This window comes from Gemmatimonadota bacterium (genome assembly GCA_016713785.1).
Taxonomy (GTDB): Bacteria; Gemmatimonadota; Gemmatimonadetes; order Gemmatimonadales; family GWC2-71-9; genus JADJOM01.
Genome location: JADJOM010000002.1, coordinates 104,255 through 118,415, shown reverse-complemented (window position 1 = coordinate 118,415; position 14,161 = coordinate 104,255). Strand labels below are relative to the sequence as shown.

Annotated in this window: 10 protein-coding genes; 5 read left to right on the top strand and 5 right to left on the bottom strand. The window is 73.5% G+C overall.

Translation table 11 applies throughout. The annotated features are described in order from the left end of the window. Positions 1–65 precede the first annotated feature (65 nt). Entirely contained in the window at positions 66–536 is a 471-nt protein-coding gene (locus IPJ95_04910) for a hypothetical protein (protein ID MBK7922961.1), read from the top strand. Beyond that, the gene (locus tag IPJ95_04905) at positions 536–1,426 is read left to right on the top strand and encodes a DUF2911 domain-containing protein (GenBank protein ID MBK7922960.1); all 891 of its coding nucleotides are present in this window, start codon (positions 536–538) and stop codon (positions 1,424–1,426) included. Before IPJ95_04910 ends, IPJ95_04905 begins: the two co-directional genes overlap by 1 nt. Positions 1,427–1,441: 15 nt before the next feature. Here the strand turns inward: IPJ95_04905 and IPJ95_04900 are convergent, their stop codons facing one another. The 4 genes from IPJ95_04900 to IPJ95_04885 all read right to left on the bottom strand — a co-directional run bounded on the left by IPJ95_04900 (position 1,442) and on the right by IPJ95_04885 (position 6,830). Then, entirely contained in the window at positions 1,442–4,006 is a 2,565-nt protein-coding gene (locus tag IPJ95_04900; protein ID MBK7922959.1) for a U32 family peptidase, read from the bottom strand. Positions 4,007–4,071: 65 nt separating this feature from the next. Beyond that, complete coding sequence (locus tag IPJ95_04895) at positions 4,072–5,148, bottom strand: PepSY domain-containing protein (protein ID MBK7922958.1); 1,077 nt, start codon at positions 5,146–5,148, stop codon at positions 4,072–4,074. Between the two features lie 25 nt (positions 5,149–5,173). Beyond that, positions 5,174–5,380 (bottom strand): hypothetical protein, encoded by a 207-nt coding sequence (locus IPJ95_04890; protein ID MBK7922957.1) that lies wholly within the window; start codon positions 5,378–5,380, stop codon positions 5,174–5,176. A gap of 52 nt (positions 5,381–5,432) precedes the next feature. Then, positions 5,433–6,830 carry an alpha-L-fucosidase gene (locus IPJ95_04885; protein MBK7922956.1) on the bottom strand — a complete coding sequence of 466 codons (1,398 nt, stop codon included), beginning with the start codon at positions 6,828–6,830 and terminating at the stop codon, positions 5,433–5,435. A 71-nt stretch (positions 6,831–6,901) separates the two neighbouring features. On the opposite strand from IPJ95_04885, the gene IPJ95_04880 reads away from it, so the two are divergent. After that, positions 6,902–8,050 (top strand): DNA topoisomerase IB, encoded by a 1,149-nt coding sequence (locus tag IPJ95_04880; protein ID MBK7922955.1) that lies wholly within the window; start codon positions 6,902–6,904, stop codon positions 8,048–8,050. Here the strand turns inward: IPJ95_04880 and IPJ95_04875 are convergent. Next, positions 7,984–10,608, bottom strand: coding sequence for a serine/threonine protein kinase (locus IPJ95_04875; protein ID MBK7922954.1), 2,625 nt, complete (start codon positions 10,606–10,608; stop codon positions 7,984–7,986). The two genes, IPJ95_04880 and IPJ95_04875, sit on opposite strands and share 67 nt — an antisense overlap. Before the next feature lie 164 nt (positions 10,609–10,772). Between IPJ95_04875 and IPJ95_04870 the strand changes: the two genes are divergently transcribed. After that, positions 10,773–11,369 carry a sigma-70 family RNA polymerase sigma factor gene (locus tag IPJ95_04870; GenBank protein ID MBK7922953.1) on the top strand — a complete coding sequence of 199 codons (597 nt, stop codon included), beginning with the start codon at positions 10,773–10,775 and terminating at the stop codon, positions 11,367–11,369. Further along, positions 11,344–14,013 carry a serine/threonine protein kinase gene (locus tag IPJ95_04865; GenBank protein ID MBK7922952.1) on the top strand — a complete coding sequence of 890 codons (2,670 nt, stop codon included), beginning with the start codon at positions 11,344–11,346 and terminating at the stop codon, positions 14,011–14,013. The genes IPJ95_04870 and IPJ95_04865 overlap by 26 nt, the downstream gene beginning before the upstream one ends. The last annotated feature ends 148 nt before the right edge of the window (positions 14,014–14,161 follow it).

The window sequence follows — 14,161 nt, the reverse complement described above, 5'->3', positions numbered from 1 at the left end:
GACCGCTCCCCGGCCCGCCGGTACCTTGCAGCATCCGGTCGCCACTCCTGAACGCCGAGGGTCCCATGCGCCTTCCCTTGCCCCTCGCCGGGCCGCAGCCGCGCCGCCTGTTCGTGGCGACGATCGCCGGCGTGGCGCTGCTGCCCTTCTTCCGCCCGGCCCCGCGGCGTGCGGCCGCCCTCAGCACCTGGTGCGGCGCGCCGCGACGGGTCCTGGGTCCGCACCCGGTGCCACGGGCCGGCATCACGGCCGCCCGGGTCTGGACCGCCGACCAGCTGGCTACCACGCCCGACCTCATCCCGCTGTTCGACAAGGTCCGCGAGATTCCCGAGATCGTCGACGGCATCCGCTGCCACTGCCAGTGCACCGACCCGCCCACCTTCTACTCGCTGCTCTCCTGCTACGAAGGCGAGGCGATGTCCCGCTACTGCGACATCTGCCAGGGCCAGGCCAGCCTGGCCCACCGGCTGCACCGCGCGGGCGAATCGCTCGACGCGATCCGCGCCGCCATCGACGCCCGCTACGGGGACGCCTGATGCCGCTCCCGCTTGCCCGTCACGCCGCGACGGGGCTGCTGCTCTGCGCCCTCGCCCTTCCCCCGGTGGCCGGCCAGGTCAAGGCGAGTGAGCCGGCCTCGGTCAGCCAGACGATCGACGGGACGGTGATCTCCGTCGAGTACTCCCGGCCCCGGGCCCGCGGGCGCGAGGCGCTGTTCGGGGGCGAGGTGAAGTGGGACGAGGTCTGGACCCCCGGCGCCAACTGGGCCACGACGCTCGAGGTGGGCAAGGACGTGTCGGTGAACGGCCACGCCCTGGCCAAGGGGAAGTACTCGGTGTGGATGGTGGTGCGGCCCGAGACCTGGACCGTGGTGTTCGACCCGCGGGCGCGGATGTTCCACACCCGGCACCCCGACTCGACCCCGGAGCAGGTCCGGTTCGACGTGACCCCCGAGACGGCGCCCTTCACCGAGGTGCTCACCTTCGGCTTCCCGGAGGTGCGGCTGGCGGGCGCCACGCTGGCCATGCAGTGGGGCACCATCCGGGTGCCGCTGCGCATCGAGGTGCCGCCCAGTTACCGGCTGGAGCTCACCTCGGCGGAGATCTCCCCCTACCTCGGCACCTGGGAGATGCACTGGCGCAACCCGGACTGGGGCGACACCACCGTCACCATCGCCTTTGCGCTCACCCACCGCGACGGCGCGCTGCACGGGGACTGGCTCAAGGACCCCTGGCCCGATGCCGAGCCGTTCCTGCTGATCCCCACCCACGACCGCTGGTTCAGCATGGGGCTCATCAAGGACGGCGCGCTGTACGAGATCATGGACGGCATGACCTTCGAGTTCGGGCCGGCGGCGGGGCGCGCCAGGACCTTCGAACTGCGGGGGGAGAAGGACGACGTGGTGGCGGCGGGGAAGCGGGGCCGGTAGGGCCGCCGCGGGCGGCTAGACCGCGCGCGCGAAGTGCCCGCGGGTGAAGGCGCGGCCGGTCACCTCGCGGATGGCCTCGAGGTCGGGCGCGGCGCCGCGGCCCAGCGCGTCGAGCGCCCCGCGCCAGGCGCGGGTCACCTCCGCCACCGGGTCGCCGGGGACGTTGAAGACCATCCGGTAGGCGCGGAAGCCGGCCCGCCACAGCGCCGGCAGGTACTGGCCGCCGCTCACCGGCCGGGAGTGCAGCAGCCGGTTGCGGCAGGCGGAGTCGGTGGCCACCGGGAAGACGTAGCCCGCCGGGTCCGTCAGCTCCACGTCGGGGTGCAGCTGCACGCAGAGGTCGCGGCAGGTGGTGGCCTCCCGCTCGAAGGCCGCCGAGAGCACGCAGTGCTCCAGCGTCATCCCCTCCGGCCGGCCGTGCACGAACACCTCGAACCCCCGCCCGCCCCAGGGCGCGGCCACCTGCGCCAGCTCCTCGCCCGTCAGCTCGATGGACGGCACGATCCGCCGGGCGCCCATCCGGAACAGCTCCGCCGCCGTGTGCGGGTTGAAGCAGTTCACGGCGTAGTCGGCCACCACGTCGCGCCCCGCCCCCGCCAGCTCCGCCACCAGCCCCAGGTGCCCGCTCACCAGCGGCAGCCCGAGCGCGAGCCACTTGTCCACCGTCTTCCGTTCCTCCGGCCGCACGATCGTCGGGGTGCGCAGCCGGAATCCGATGCCGCCCGACGCCAGGTCCTCCGCCAGCTTGCGCACCCGCGACACGGGCGGCGTGGGATGCCGCAGGAAGACGTCGAGCGCCACCTCCGTGGCGCCCGCCCCCGCCGCGATCCGCGCATCCTCGATCCGCCAGACCTCGGCGGTGAGGCTCGGCGGCTCGGCCCTGAAGGACTCCCTCGCCCCCGGGTCGCGCTCACGCGCTCCCGGAGGGGGCTCGGTCGCGGCTCGGCGGCTTGGCGGCTCGGCCACCGAATCCCCCTGCACCGCGGTGGTGATCGCCGCCGTGCGCGCGGCCAGCCGGGCCTGCTCGGCCCAGTCCCGCCGCTGCACCAGCTCCGCCACCGCCGCCTGCCGCAGCTCGTTGATGGCGCTCACCGGCAGGAAGAGCCCGTCCGCGAGCCCCGCCAGATCCAGCGCGCCGAGCACAAAGGGAGTCTCGCCCAGCCGGCCGAGCTGCTCGCGCAGCCTGGCGTCATCGAGGGGATGCTTCCCCGCCGGGGCCAGCCGGATGGCGCTCTCGACCGTGACGGTCTCGTGGTCGGCGGTGGCGGTGGCGGTGGCGGTGAGGGTGAGGGGCGTGCCCGCCGCCCCGGCGACGGCCAGGGTGAGCGGCGTGCGGGGCAGCGGCGGATGCCGCTCCACCGCGGCAAAGGAGGCGCGCGCCCGCTCCAGCAGCTCGGCCTGGGAGGACCGGACCACCACCCAGCCTTCGGGCACGTCCGTTACGGCCGGGATGGCGAGGGTGATCCGCCCGCCGCGCTGGCCCAGGGTGCGCACCCGCGTCACGCTGAAGCCGGTGTTTCCCTTCTGGGCGCCCGCGGGATGCTCGAAGCCGAGGCCATCGCCCACCGCCACCGGCTGGGTGACGGTCAGGAGCAGGTCACGGCCGTCGTGTCCGCTCACCCGGCCCAGCACCATTCCACGATTGTCCGGCTGGTCGCGGGTGATGTAGTCGCGCCCCGCGCGCCCGCCATACATCCCGCCGGTGAAGCCGCGCGAGAAGATCTGCACCAGCGGCTGCACCTCCGCCTCGGTGGGCGGCACCCACTGCCCGGTGCCCAGGCGGTCGAGGAAGTCGCGGTAGGTGCGGGTGACGGTGGCCACGTACTCGGGCTTCTTCTTGCGCCCCTCGATCTTGAGGCAGCCGATCCCCGCCTCCGCGATGGCGTCGAGGTGCTCGCCCGCCGCCAGGTCCTTGGCGCTGATGAGGTAACCCCGGTCGAGCTCCGCGCCGGTGGCGGCGTCGGCGAGGACGTAGTCCTTGCGGCAGCTCTGGGCGCAGGCGCCGCGATTGGCGCTCCGCTCCGAGATCATCCCCGACATGTAGCACTGCCCCGAATAGGCGATGCAGAGCGCCCCGTGGATGAAGCTCTCCAGGCCGAGGTCCGGGACCGCGGCGCGGATGGCGCGGATGTCCTCCAGCGTGTTCTCCCGCGCCAGCACCACCCGGTCCACGCCCAGCCCCTCCAGCACCCGGGCGCCGGCGGCGTCGTGCACCGTCATCTGGGTGGAGCCGTGGATCTCGAGCGCGGGATAGAGCTGGCGGATCAGCCGGACGGCCCCGAGGTCCTGCACGATGGCCGCGTCGATGCCGCGGTCGACGCACTCGCCCAGGTGGGCCAGCGCGTCGGCCAGCTCGGCGGGCTTGAACAGGATGTTGAAGGTGAGGTACACCCGGGCGCCGCGGGCGTGCGCCAGGCGACAGGCCTCGCCGACCTCATCGAGGGTGAGCTGCGCGCCGTCGTCCCGGGCGTTGAAGCGCTCGGCGCCCAGGTACACCGCGTTGGCGCCATTGGCGAGCGCGGCGCGCACGGCATCGAGGGTGCCGGCGGGGGCGAGGAGTTCGGGGACGGGGCGCGACATGGGGAGAAGATACGCGCGCGGGCGGTCGCCGCGCACGGCGGGCACGCGCACCCGCCGCCACCGACCTAGGTGCCCTTCCGGCGCCCCTTCCACCAGAGCAGCGGACCGCTCAGCGCCACCACCGGCAGGGTGACCGAAAACAGGAACGCGAGGGTGCGCGTGGGCCAGCCCCAGAGGTCGCCGGTGTGCAGCTCCCGGGTCCACTGGCGCACCACCCGGTAGGCGAGGGGCGCCGTCGGGGTGGCGATCTGGGCCAGGACGGTGGCGGTGCACGGGTCGAGGAAGACCGTGGTCCGGCCGGCCGGCGTGCGGTCGCCGGGGTGGCGCATGGCCACCCTGATGGGAGTACCCGCGGCCCTCCCCGCCTCGATCCAGGTCAGGGAGGCACCCGGCTGGGCCGCGGTCGCGGCCTGGACCAGCCGGTCGAATCCCGCTGCACTGTCGGCGGGACACGTCGCGGGGGACAGCCCGGAGCCATCGGGGATCGGTCCGGCGCCGGTGAGCCGCGCCAGAGTGTTGTACGCCGGGGTCTGCCAGTACAGCCCCGCGGCAGTCACCCCGAAGCACATCAGGGCGATCCACGACCAGGCGGCCAGGGCGCTGTGGAGGTGCAGCAGGATCCGCCGCGAGGAGCCGGTGCGGACAATCGAGAGGATCTTCCCCGGCCACCAGAGGATCATGCCGCTCAGCGAGAGGAAGATGAGCCCGACCGCGCTCCAGGCCGCGATGGCGGCGCCGTAGCGATCGAGCCCGAACCGGGTGTGGAAGACCTGCACCGGCCGCAGCGACCAGTACTCCTCGCCGGTGCCGAGGACCACGCCGTGGTAGGGGTCGACGAGCAGGTCGGCGTCGGTGCCGTCCGGACGATGCAGCGTGATCCGGAGGGCCCGGTCCGGCCGCTCGGGGAAGCGCACGCCCTGGAGCGTGGCCCCCGGGTAGGCGGCCTGCAGCCGGGCCGTCAGCTCCACGAGCGGCAGGCGGGGGCCACCCGGCTCGACGCCGGTCAGCAGGGCATTGGAGGCATCCTCGAGTTCCGGCTGCACCGCGAGGATGGCGCCGGTGAGGCCCAGCACCACGAGCACCGGCGCCAGGAGGCAGCCGATGACGAGGTGCGAGAGGAGCAGGGTCCGGCGAAGGGTCACGCGTGACGGTCCGCCGTCAGGGGAGTCAGGCCGTGCTGGTGCTGTCCCGGGTGATGCGGCGGAACAGCCAGAGCGCGAAGAATAACGCCGCGCCCACGAAGGCAAACTTGAGCACCGTGATGAACAGGCCGAGCGCGATGCCGACCAGCGGCAGCAGCAGGAGACCGAGCAGCTTCCACAGCACCACGCCGACGGCCGCCGCGGCGGCCAGGGTCACGAACGGCTTCAACATGAGGGCGACTCCAATGGGGACGGCTCCAATACGGTGGCCGTCCCCGGAAGTGTCAAGCTGAAACGTCGTGAAACAGGGCCAGCTGGGTGATGCGTGGCTGGTCCAGCCCATCATCAATAGACAAGCGGACCCGCCGGACCAGGGTCGGGGGGCAGCGGTCGAGCTTCCGGTAGCCGATGGTCTGGCCCGCGGCGAGCGGGGTCCAGGCCCGCCCATCCGGGCTGCCCTCCAGCCGGAACCGCGCCACGCACTGGCCCAGTTCGATGGCCTCGCCCAGGGCCACCAGGTTCACGGTGACCGGGCGGGGCAGCTCCAGCTCGAGCCGGCCGGTGGTGGGGCCGGTCGCGGTCCAGCGTCGGGTGGCGTGCCGCGAAAGGTCCTCGGCAAAGAGGCCGTCGATCCGGGCGCGGAGCGCCGTGAGCCGGGCCACGTCCGTCTGATGGAGGAGGCCTTCGCGGGTAGGCGGGACGTTCAGGAGCAGCTTGGAGTTCCGGCCCACTGAGGTGCAGTGGATCGCCTCGAGCGCGGCCACGGATTTGACCCGCGCATCTTCGGCGGGGTGATGGAACCACCCCGGCCGGATGGACACGTCGGTCTCGCCAGGGCGCCAGATGGAGCCGGCGGGGTCCCCGTGCTGCAGCATGGCGATGACGCGCTCGCCCTCGGCGCCGGGATAGGGGACGGCGGCGGGGTCCACGGTGGACCAGTTGGGATCGCCGGCCGAGCCGGTCTCGTTGCCGATCCAGCGGACGTCGGGGCCGGCATCGGAGAACATCACCGCCTCAGGCTGCAGCCGGCGCACCAGCCCGAAGACGCGGGGCCAGTCGTACACCTGGCGGCGGCCGTTGGGGCCCTCGCCGTTGGCGCCGTCGAACCAGACCTCCGCCAGCGGGCCATAGCGGGTGAGCAGCTCGGTGAGCTGGTCGCAGTAGAAGTCGTTGTAGCGGGGGGAGTCCCCGTAGACGGCGGCGTTGCGGTCCCACGGCGAGAGATAGAGCCCCGGCCGCAGCCCCTCGGCGCGGCAGGCGTCCACGAACTCGCGCACCACGTCGCCCTGGCCGCCGCGGAACGGGCTCGACACCACGCCGTGGCGGGTGGTGGCGGTGGGCCAGAGGCAGAAGCCGTCGTGGTGCTTGGCGGTGAGGATCATGGCCCGGAACCCGGCGGCGCGCGCGGCGCGGGCCCACTGCCGGGCGTCGAGCGCGGCCGGGGTGAAGCTGGCGGGATCCTCCCGGCCGTCGCCCCACTCGCGATCGGAGAAGGTGTTGACGCCGAAGTGGATGAACATGGCCCACTCGTCCCGCTGCCAGGCGAGCTGGGCGGCGGTGGGCCGCGGCCGGCCAGGCGGGAGGGGGCGCGGGACGCGGGGCACGGGAAACGGAACCCCGGCACCGAGGCCGGCGAGGGCGCCGGAGGCCAGGTGGAGGAAGTCGCGGCGGGGAAGCGTCACGGACACCTCGGGGAGGTTGTGAGGCGCCCGGGCTGGCGCAAAGCGGCCGGGGGCGACCAACTTGGAGGCCCATGGCCTCCAGTCGTCACCACGAGCATCGCGAGTCGGCGGACCGGGCAGGGCTGGTCTACGTCACCGATGCCTTCCGGGGCATCCGGCGGAAGCGCGTCGGGACCGGATGGGCCTTCTACACCCCCGACGGCGGCCTGGTCACCGACCGGGCCGAGCGCCGCCGCCTGCTCCGGCTGGCGATTCCGCCGGCGTGGACCGATGTCTGGATCTGTCCCGACCCGGCGGGCCACATCCAGGTGACCGCCCGCGACGACCGGGGCCGCAAGCAGTATCGCTATCACCCCGCCTACCGCGCCACCCGGGACCACTCCAAGTTCCGCCGGATCCTCACCTTCAGCGAGCGCCTGCCGGCGGTGCGCGAGCGGGTGGAGCGGGACCTCGGCGCCCGCGACCTCTCCAGGCGCCAGATCCTCGCCACCGTGGTGCGGCTGCTGGACCGGACCCTGGTGCGGGTGGGCAACGACGAGTATGCCCGGACCAACCGGTCCTTCGGGCTGACCACGCTGCGGGGCCGGCACGTGAAGGTGACGGGCGACCAGCTGCGCTTCAGCTTCCGGGGCAAGAGCGGGGTGCAGCACACCATCACCCTGAATGATCGCCGCGTGGCGCGGATCATCCAGTGCTGCCAGGACCTGCCCGGGCAGGAGCTGTTCCAGTACCTCGACCCGGCGGGCCGCCGGCAGACGGTCTCCTCCGGCGACGTCAACGACTACCTGCGCGAGATCGCCGGCCCGGGGATCACCGCCAAGGATTTCCGCACCTGGGCCGGGACCATGCTGGCCGTGCGGGAACTGCGCGCCGCCGGGGCGCCCGCCTCCGCCACCGACGCGGAGCGCCGCATCCTCGCCGCCCTCGACGCGGTGGCCACCCGCCTCGGCAACACCCGCACGGTCTGCCGCCAGTACTACGTGCACCCCGGGGTGCTCCAGGCCTATCGCGAGGGACGCACCGCTTCGCCGCCGGCCCCGCCGGCGGCCCGCCGGGAGCGGCCCACCGCGGCGCTCCGCCGGGAGGAGATCGCGGTGCTGCAGTTCCTGCAGGCGCTGGATGTCCCGGAGCAGGCGGCGGTGCCCGGGCCGCGTCAGGGGCAGGGAGGCGCGGCGCGGAGGCCCACCGCCGCCCCGCGGCGGCAGTTGCGCAGCACGTAGGGATGCGCCGCGCCGATGCGCGCGGCCAGCACCTGCATCCCGTCGGCAAACAGCGAGTCGGCGGCGTGCCGCGGACCACTGTCGGCCAGCACCAGCGCAAGGCCGATCTCGGCCCGGCGGCCGAAGGGATTGCCGGGCTCGAGCCGTGCCGTCGCCAGGGAGTCGGCACGGCGGAAGATCGCCGCCGCCTCGGCGGAGCCCTCGTCGCGCAGGGTATGTCCCAGGGCGGTGAGGGTCTGCACCGTCACCGCCGGGTTGTCCCGCGCCTGCCCCCGCTGCCGTTGTGCCAGCGTCTGCCGGAACCAGCGCTCCGCCTCCGGCAGCCGGCCCCGGTTGTAGGCCAGGTTGCCCAGCGCCTGGGTCACGTAGGCGATCGTCGGGTGGTCCGGGTCGAGGGCGCCGCGCAGGATCGCGAGCGCGTGATGCAGCATCGAGTCGGCCTCGACGTAATCGCTCCCGCGGCCGCGCTGCGCGAGGAGCTTGCCGAGCCCCGAGTACGACTCGCCGGTGAAGCGGTGCGTCGGCCCGAGGAGCTTCTCCCGGATGGCCAGTCCGCGGCGCAGGATCGGCTCCGCCTCGTCGTAGCGCCCCGCCTCCCGCAGCATCACGCCCAGGTTGTCGTAGCCGAAGCCGACGGTGGCGATGGTGTCGCCCCAGGCGGCCTGCATCACCTTCAGGTTCTCGCGCAGGACCGGCTCCGCCTCGGCGAAGCGGCCGGCGTTGGCGTAGAGCAGGCCGAGGTTGTTGAGGGCGTAGGCACGATTGGTGTCCATGGAGTCGAAGGCGCGCCGCTCGATGGCGATCTGCCGCAGGTAGGTGGACTCCGCCTTTGCCAGCAGTCCCATGCGGGAGTAGGCGATCCCGAGGTTGCCCATGACACCGGCGAGATCGGGGTCGTCCGCGCTCCGGTACCGGAGCCCGATCTCCACCGCGTGCTGCCAAACGGCGGCGGCGGAGTCGGGCCAGCCCAGGTCGTGCATGGAGTTGCCCAGCGCCGAGTAGATGTCGTACAGCAGCGAGTCGGAGCTGCCGGCGCGCTGGTGGGCCGCGATGGCCCGGCGCAGCAGTTCCACCGACTGGCGGTAGTCGCCCCGGGCGGCCTCGATGCGGCCCAGCTGCTGCAGCAGGTCCCCCTGCAGGGCCGGCTGGTCCGCGAGCGAATCCACCTGCGCGATCCCCTTGGCCAGCAGGGCGCTGGCGGTGAGGTCCGTGCCCTGGTTGGTGAGCGGGTTGCTGGCCTGGAACAGGCCGATGAGGAAGTCGCGGGTGGCGTTGGCGCGGGCCAGGGTTGCCGCCGTCTCCGCCCGGGCATGCTCGGCCTGGCCCCGCTGCCACAGCGCCACGCCGAGGCCGACGGCGAGGGAGACCACCACCAGCGTCACCGCCACGGCGGCGAGGCGGTGCCGGGCCACGAACCGGCGGAAGCGATAGCCGGCGCCGGCGGGCCGTGCCAGCACCGGCTCGCGGTCGCGCCACCGCGCCAGGTCGGCGGCGAACTGCTCTACCGAGGCGTAGCGCCGCTCCGGCTCCTTGGCGAGGGCCTTGAGCAGGATGGCGTCGAGGTCGCCCGCCAGCGCCTCGCGCCAGGCGACGGCGGGGCCGGTGGCCACCGCGCTTGGCTTCGGCGGTTCCACCTGCTCCACCCGCCGGGCCAGCTCGATCAGCGGTGTCCCCGGCTCCACCGGGAGCGGCAGGCGGCCGGCGAGCAGCTGGTAGGTGACGACGCCGAGCGAGTAGATATCGGTGGCGACGGTGATCCGCTGCCCCCGCACCTGCTCGGGGCTGGCGTAGGCGGGGGTCATCGCGACGAGGCCGGTGAGCGTCTCCTCGCCGCCGGCGGCATCGAGCACCTTGGCGATGCCGAAGTCCACCAGCTTCGGTGTGCCGTCGGCGGTGACCAGGATGTTGGCGGGCTTGAGGTCGCGGTGCACCACGAGCGCCTGGTGGGCAAACTGCACCGCCGCAGAGATCCGGAGCAGCAGGCGCACCCGGGCTCCGAGGTCCAGCCGCCGGTCCGCGGCGTAGCGGTCCACCGGCAGCCCCTCGATATGCTCCATGACGATATACGGCGTCCCGTCGTCCGCGGTGCCGCCATCGAGCAGCCGTGCGATGTTCGGGTGCGCCAGGTCCGCGAGGATCTGCCGCTCGGCCCTGAGGCGGCGGAGCAGCTCGGGTCCGGCGATGCCCCCGCGCACGAACTTGATGGCCACCCGCGCACGGTAGGCGTCGTCGCTGCGGGAGGCGAGGTACACCGTGCCCATCCCGCCGTGGCCCAGTTCCGCCTCGAGCCGGTAGGGCCCGACCGCGCGGCCGATCCACTGCGCCGCGGTCTCGGCATCGGATGAGGCGGCCAGCGCCTCGGCCACCACCCGGCTCACCAGCCCGCCCCCGGGCGCCGCCCCGTCGGCGGCCAGGAGCGCGAGCACTTCGGACACGATGGCCTCGTCGTTCCCCGTCACCTCACGGAGCCACAGCTCGCGGGAGGCGGGTTCCTGGTCGAGGGCGGAATGGAACAGCTCCTCGATGCGGCGCCAGGCGGGTTGGTCGGCAGGAGGCACGGCGGGCCGGGCTCCTCGGTCGGGGTGGAGGGTCAGGGGAGTATGGACCGGCCCGCGGGCCGTCGCCAGCCCGGCGACAGGCCCGGACCATTGGCGCATCCCCAGACCAAGCGCTAGCTTGGCGAAAATCCCCTCATGCCACAGTTCCCTGACACCACCCGGTGATGAGCGCACCGCCCCCCGAGGACGTATCCCAGCTCCTGCTGGACTGGAAGCGCGGCGACAGCCGGGCGATGGACCGGCTCATGCCCATTCTCTATGAGGAGCTGAAGCGGCTCGCACGCCACCACCTGCGGGGCGAATCCGAGGGGCACACCCTCCAGACCACCGCATTGGTGCACGAGGCCTACCTCCGGCTGGTCGGTGCGGACGTGGCCTGGGAGGGGCGGCGGCACTTCTTCGCCGTGGCGGCGCAGGTGATGCGCCGGGTGCTGGTGGACCATGCCCGTGGGCGCGGCCGCTCCAAGCGCGGCGGTGGCCTCGTGGCGGTGGGCCTGCAGGAGGATCTTGCGGCGGCGCCGGACCGCCCCGCCGACCTGGTGGACCTGGATGAGGCCCTGGGGCGCCTTTCGGCGCTTGACCAGCGGAAGGCCCAGATCATCGACCTGCTCTACTTTGGTGGCCTGAGCTACGACGAGGCCGCCGCGGTGCTTGAGATCTCCCCCGCGACGGTGCACCGGGACCTGCGTCTGGCGCGGGCCTGGCTCTACCGGGAGCTTGGCGAGGCGGGGGCCAATGACGGCCGCGTGGAACCGGGTTGAGACACTCTTCGAGGCCGCGCTGGCCCGGGGGCCGGCGGGCCGCGGTGCCTGGCTGACCGAGGCCTGCGCCGGCGACGCCGAGCTCCGGCGCGAGGTCGAAGCGCTGCTCGACGCCGATGCCGCCTGCTCCGGCGGTGACTTCCTGCAGGGCCGCATCTCCGCGGCGGTCGAGGCGCTGGTCGCCGTGACCGACGCCTCGCGGGTGGGCGAGGTCGTCGGCGCCTACCGCCTCACCGGTGAACTGGGCCATGGTGGCATGGGGCGGGTCTACCTCGCGGAGCGGGTGGACCGGCAGTATCGTGCCGAGGTCGCCATCAAGTTCGTCCAGGGTGCCCTGGCCAACCCCGCCCTGGTGGCCCGGTTCCGGGCCGAGCGCCAGATCCTCGCCGACCTCACGCATCCCGGGATCGCCCGCCTGCTCGACGGCGGCGCCGCCCCCGACGGCACCCCGTTCCTGGTGATGGAGCGGATCGCCGGCCTCCCGATCGATCGCTTCGCCGACACGCAGGGCCTTGGGCTCCCGGAGCGGCTCCGGCTGTTCCTGCAGGTCTGCCGCGCCGTGGAGCACGCCCACCAGGCCCTGGTGGTGCACCGCGACCTGAAGCCCTCCAACATCATGGTCACCGAGGCGGGCGAGGCCAAGCTGCTCGACTTCGGCATCGCCACGCTGGTGGATCCCTCCGCCGACGGTGAGGAGACCACGATGCTCCGGGCCCTCACCCCGGCCTATGCCAGCCCGGAGCAGGTGCGTGGCGCCCGGGCCACGATGGCGACGGATGTCTACTCCCTCGGCGTGGTGCTGTACCGGCTGCTGGCTGGGAGGGAGCCGTTCCACCTGCGGGGGCTCACGCCGGGGCAGGTCGAGCGGGTGCTGGCGGAGACGGAACCCGAACGGCCCAGTACCGCGGCGCGGCGCGCCCGCGACGGCGCCCGGCTCTCCTGGGCGGGCGCGCTGGCGGGTGACCTCGACACCATCGTCGGCCGTGCCATGGGCAAGACGCCGGTGGAGCGCTACGCCACCGTGGCCGCGCTGCGCGAGGACCTGGAGCGCCACCTCGACGGACGGCCGGTCCTCGCGCGGCCGGCGAGCGCCGGCTACCGGCTGGGCAAGTTCGTGCGGCGCTACCACCGCGAGGTGGTGACGGGGGTACTGGCGCTGGCCGCCCTGGTCGCCCTGACCGTCTGGTACGTGACCCGGCTGGCCGCGGAGCGGGACCGCGCCCGGCTGGAGGCCGCCAAGGCGTCCGAGGTCGCAGGATTCCTGCAGGAGCTGTTCGAGGTGTCCGATCCCTCGGTGGCCCGAGGCGAGACCGTCACCGCGCGGGAGCTGCTGGACCGGGCCTCCACCCGCATCGATGAAGACCTGGCCGGCCAGCCCGCGGTGCAGGCCACCATGCTCCGGGTGATGGGCTCGGTCTACGGCAGCCTGGGATTGTCTGATCGGGCCCGGCCCATCCTGGAGCGCTCGCTCGCGGTTCACCGGGGGCTGTACGGCGGCCCACACCCCGAGACCGCCACCACCGAACTGCTGCTCGGCATCACCCGGCAGGATCTGGGGGACGTGAAGGGAGCCGAACCGCTCATCCGGAGCGCCCTCGCGACCCGAACCGCGCTCTACGGTGCGGCGGATACCTCGGTCACCGAGGCCCAGGCGCACCTGGCGTACCTGCTCGAGACCGTCGGCGAGTACGCCGCCGCGGAATCCCTCCTGGTGGAGGCGCTTCGGGTCAACCGGCGGCTGTACCCGCCCCAGGATCCCGCGATCGTCCGGTCGGTGGCGCGGCTGGGCGGCCTGCTCCGGCGGATGGACAAGAGCGCGGAGGCCGAGCCGCTCCTGCGCGAGGCGCTGGCCGCCGGCCGCGCCGTGCATGGGGAGCGGCACCTGGCGGTGGCCAGCATCGAGCGGAACCTCGCGGCGCTGCTCCGGGACAAGGGGGGGTACGCCGAGGCGGACTCGCTGTATCGCCTGGCGCTCGCGACCCGGCGGGCGCTGCTCGGGGAATCCCACCCGGAGGTCGCCACCACGCTCAACAGCCACGCCCTCCTGTTGCAGGCCATGGGGGACACCCTCGGGGCGGTGGCGGTCTTCGAGGAGTTCGTGCGGGTCACCGCGCGCGCCTATGCCGCTCCGCACCCCAGCCTGGCCGCCGGGTACAACAACCTTGGCTACGCGCTGCTGGACGCGGGCCGCTTCGATGCGGCGGTCGCCAGCTTCCAGAAGGCGCTGGCGCTGCAGGACCAGGTGCTTCGCCGGGGTCACGCCAACCGGGCGCATCCCCTGGTGGGTCTCGGACTCGTCAGGATGCGCCAGGGGCGCGTTGCAGATGCGGAGTCCTTCTTCCGCCGGGCCCTCGCCATCCGGCGCAACGCGCTGCCCGCCGGCCACCGCGACGTGGGGGAGGCGCTGAGCGACCTCGGCGCCGCCCTGGCCGCGCTGCGACGATTCTCGCCGGCCGAGTCGGCGCTGGTGGAGGCACGCGGGATCCTGCTCGTCACCGATGGCGCCACAGGGTCGCGGACCGAGCGGGCGGAGCGCCGGCTGGCGGCGCTCTACGAGGCCTGGGGACGCCCCGATTCCCCGGAGTCCCAGCGCCTTCCCCTGCCGCCGACGGGCGCTGAACGAGGGGGACAAAGGAAGCCTTAACACTCTGCCGGACAACAGCTTCCAGCCTTGCCCGCCGGCGCACCCCCGGAGTCCATTGCGCCCGGTGAGGGAAAAGCCGCCTGATCGTCGCCTCTACGTCTGACCACCCCTCGATGTGAACCGGCCTTCGATCCAGCCCGCCCGGGCC

What these genes read in the sequence shown, in the direction of transcription:
- IPJ95_04880 (MBK7922955.1), top strand. Translation starts at nt 6,902, where the DNA reads ATGGCCTCCAGTCGTCACCACGAGCATCGCGAGTCGGCGGACCGGGCA.
- IPJ95_04905 (MBK7922960.1), top strand. Translation starts at nt 536, where the DNA reads ATGCCGCTCCCGCTTGCCCGTCACGCCGCGACGGGGCTGCTGCTCTGC.
- IPJ95_04910 (MBK7922961.1), top strand. Translation starts at nt 66, where the DNA reads ATGCGCCTTCCCTTGCCCCTCGCCGGGCCGCAGCCGCGCCGCCTGTTC.
- IPJ95_04870 (MBK7922953.1), top strand. Translation starts at nt 10,773, where the DNA reads ATGAGCGCACCGCCCCCCGAGGACGTATCCCAGCTCCTGCTGGACTGG.
- IPJ95_04865 (MBK7922952.1), top strand. Translation starts at nt 11,344, where the DNA reads ATGACGGCCGCGTGGAACCGGGTTGAGACACTCTTCGAGGCCGCGCTG.
- IPJ95_04890 (MBK7922957.1), bottom strand. Translation starts at nt 5,380, where the DNA reads ATGTTGAAGCCGTTCGTGACCCTGGCCGCCGCGGCGGCCGTCGGCGTG.
- IPJ95_04900 (MBK7922959.1), bottom strand. Translation starts at nt 4,006, where the DNA reads ATGTCGCGCCCCGTCCCCGAACTCCTCGCCCCCGCCGGCACCCTCGAT.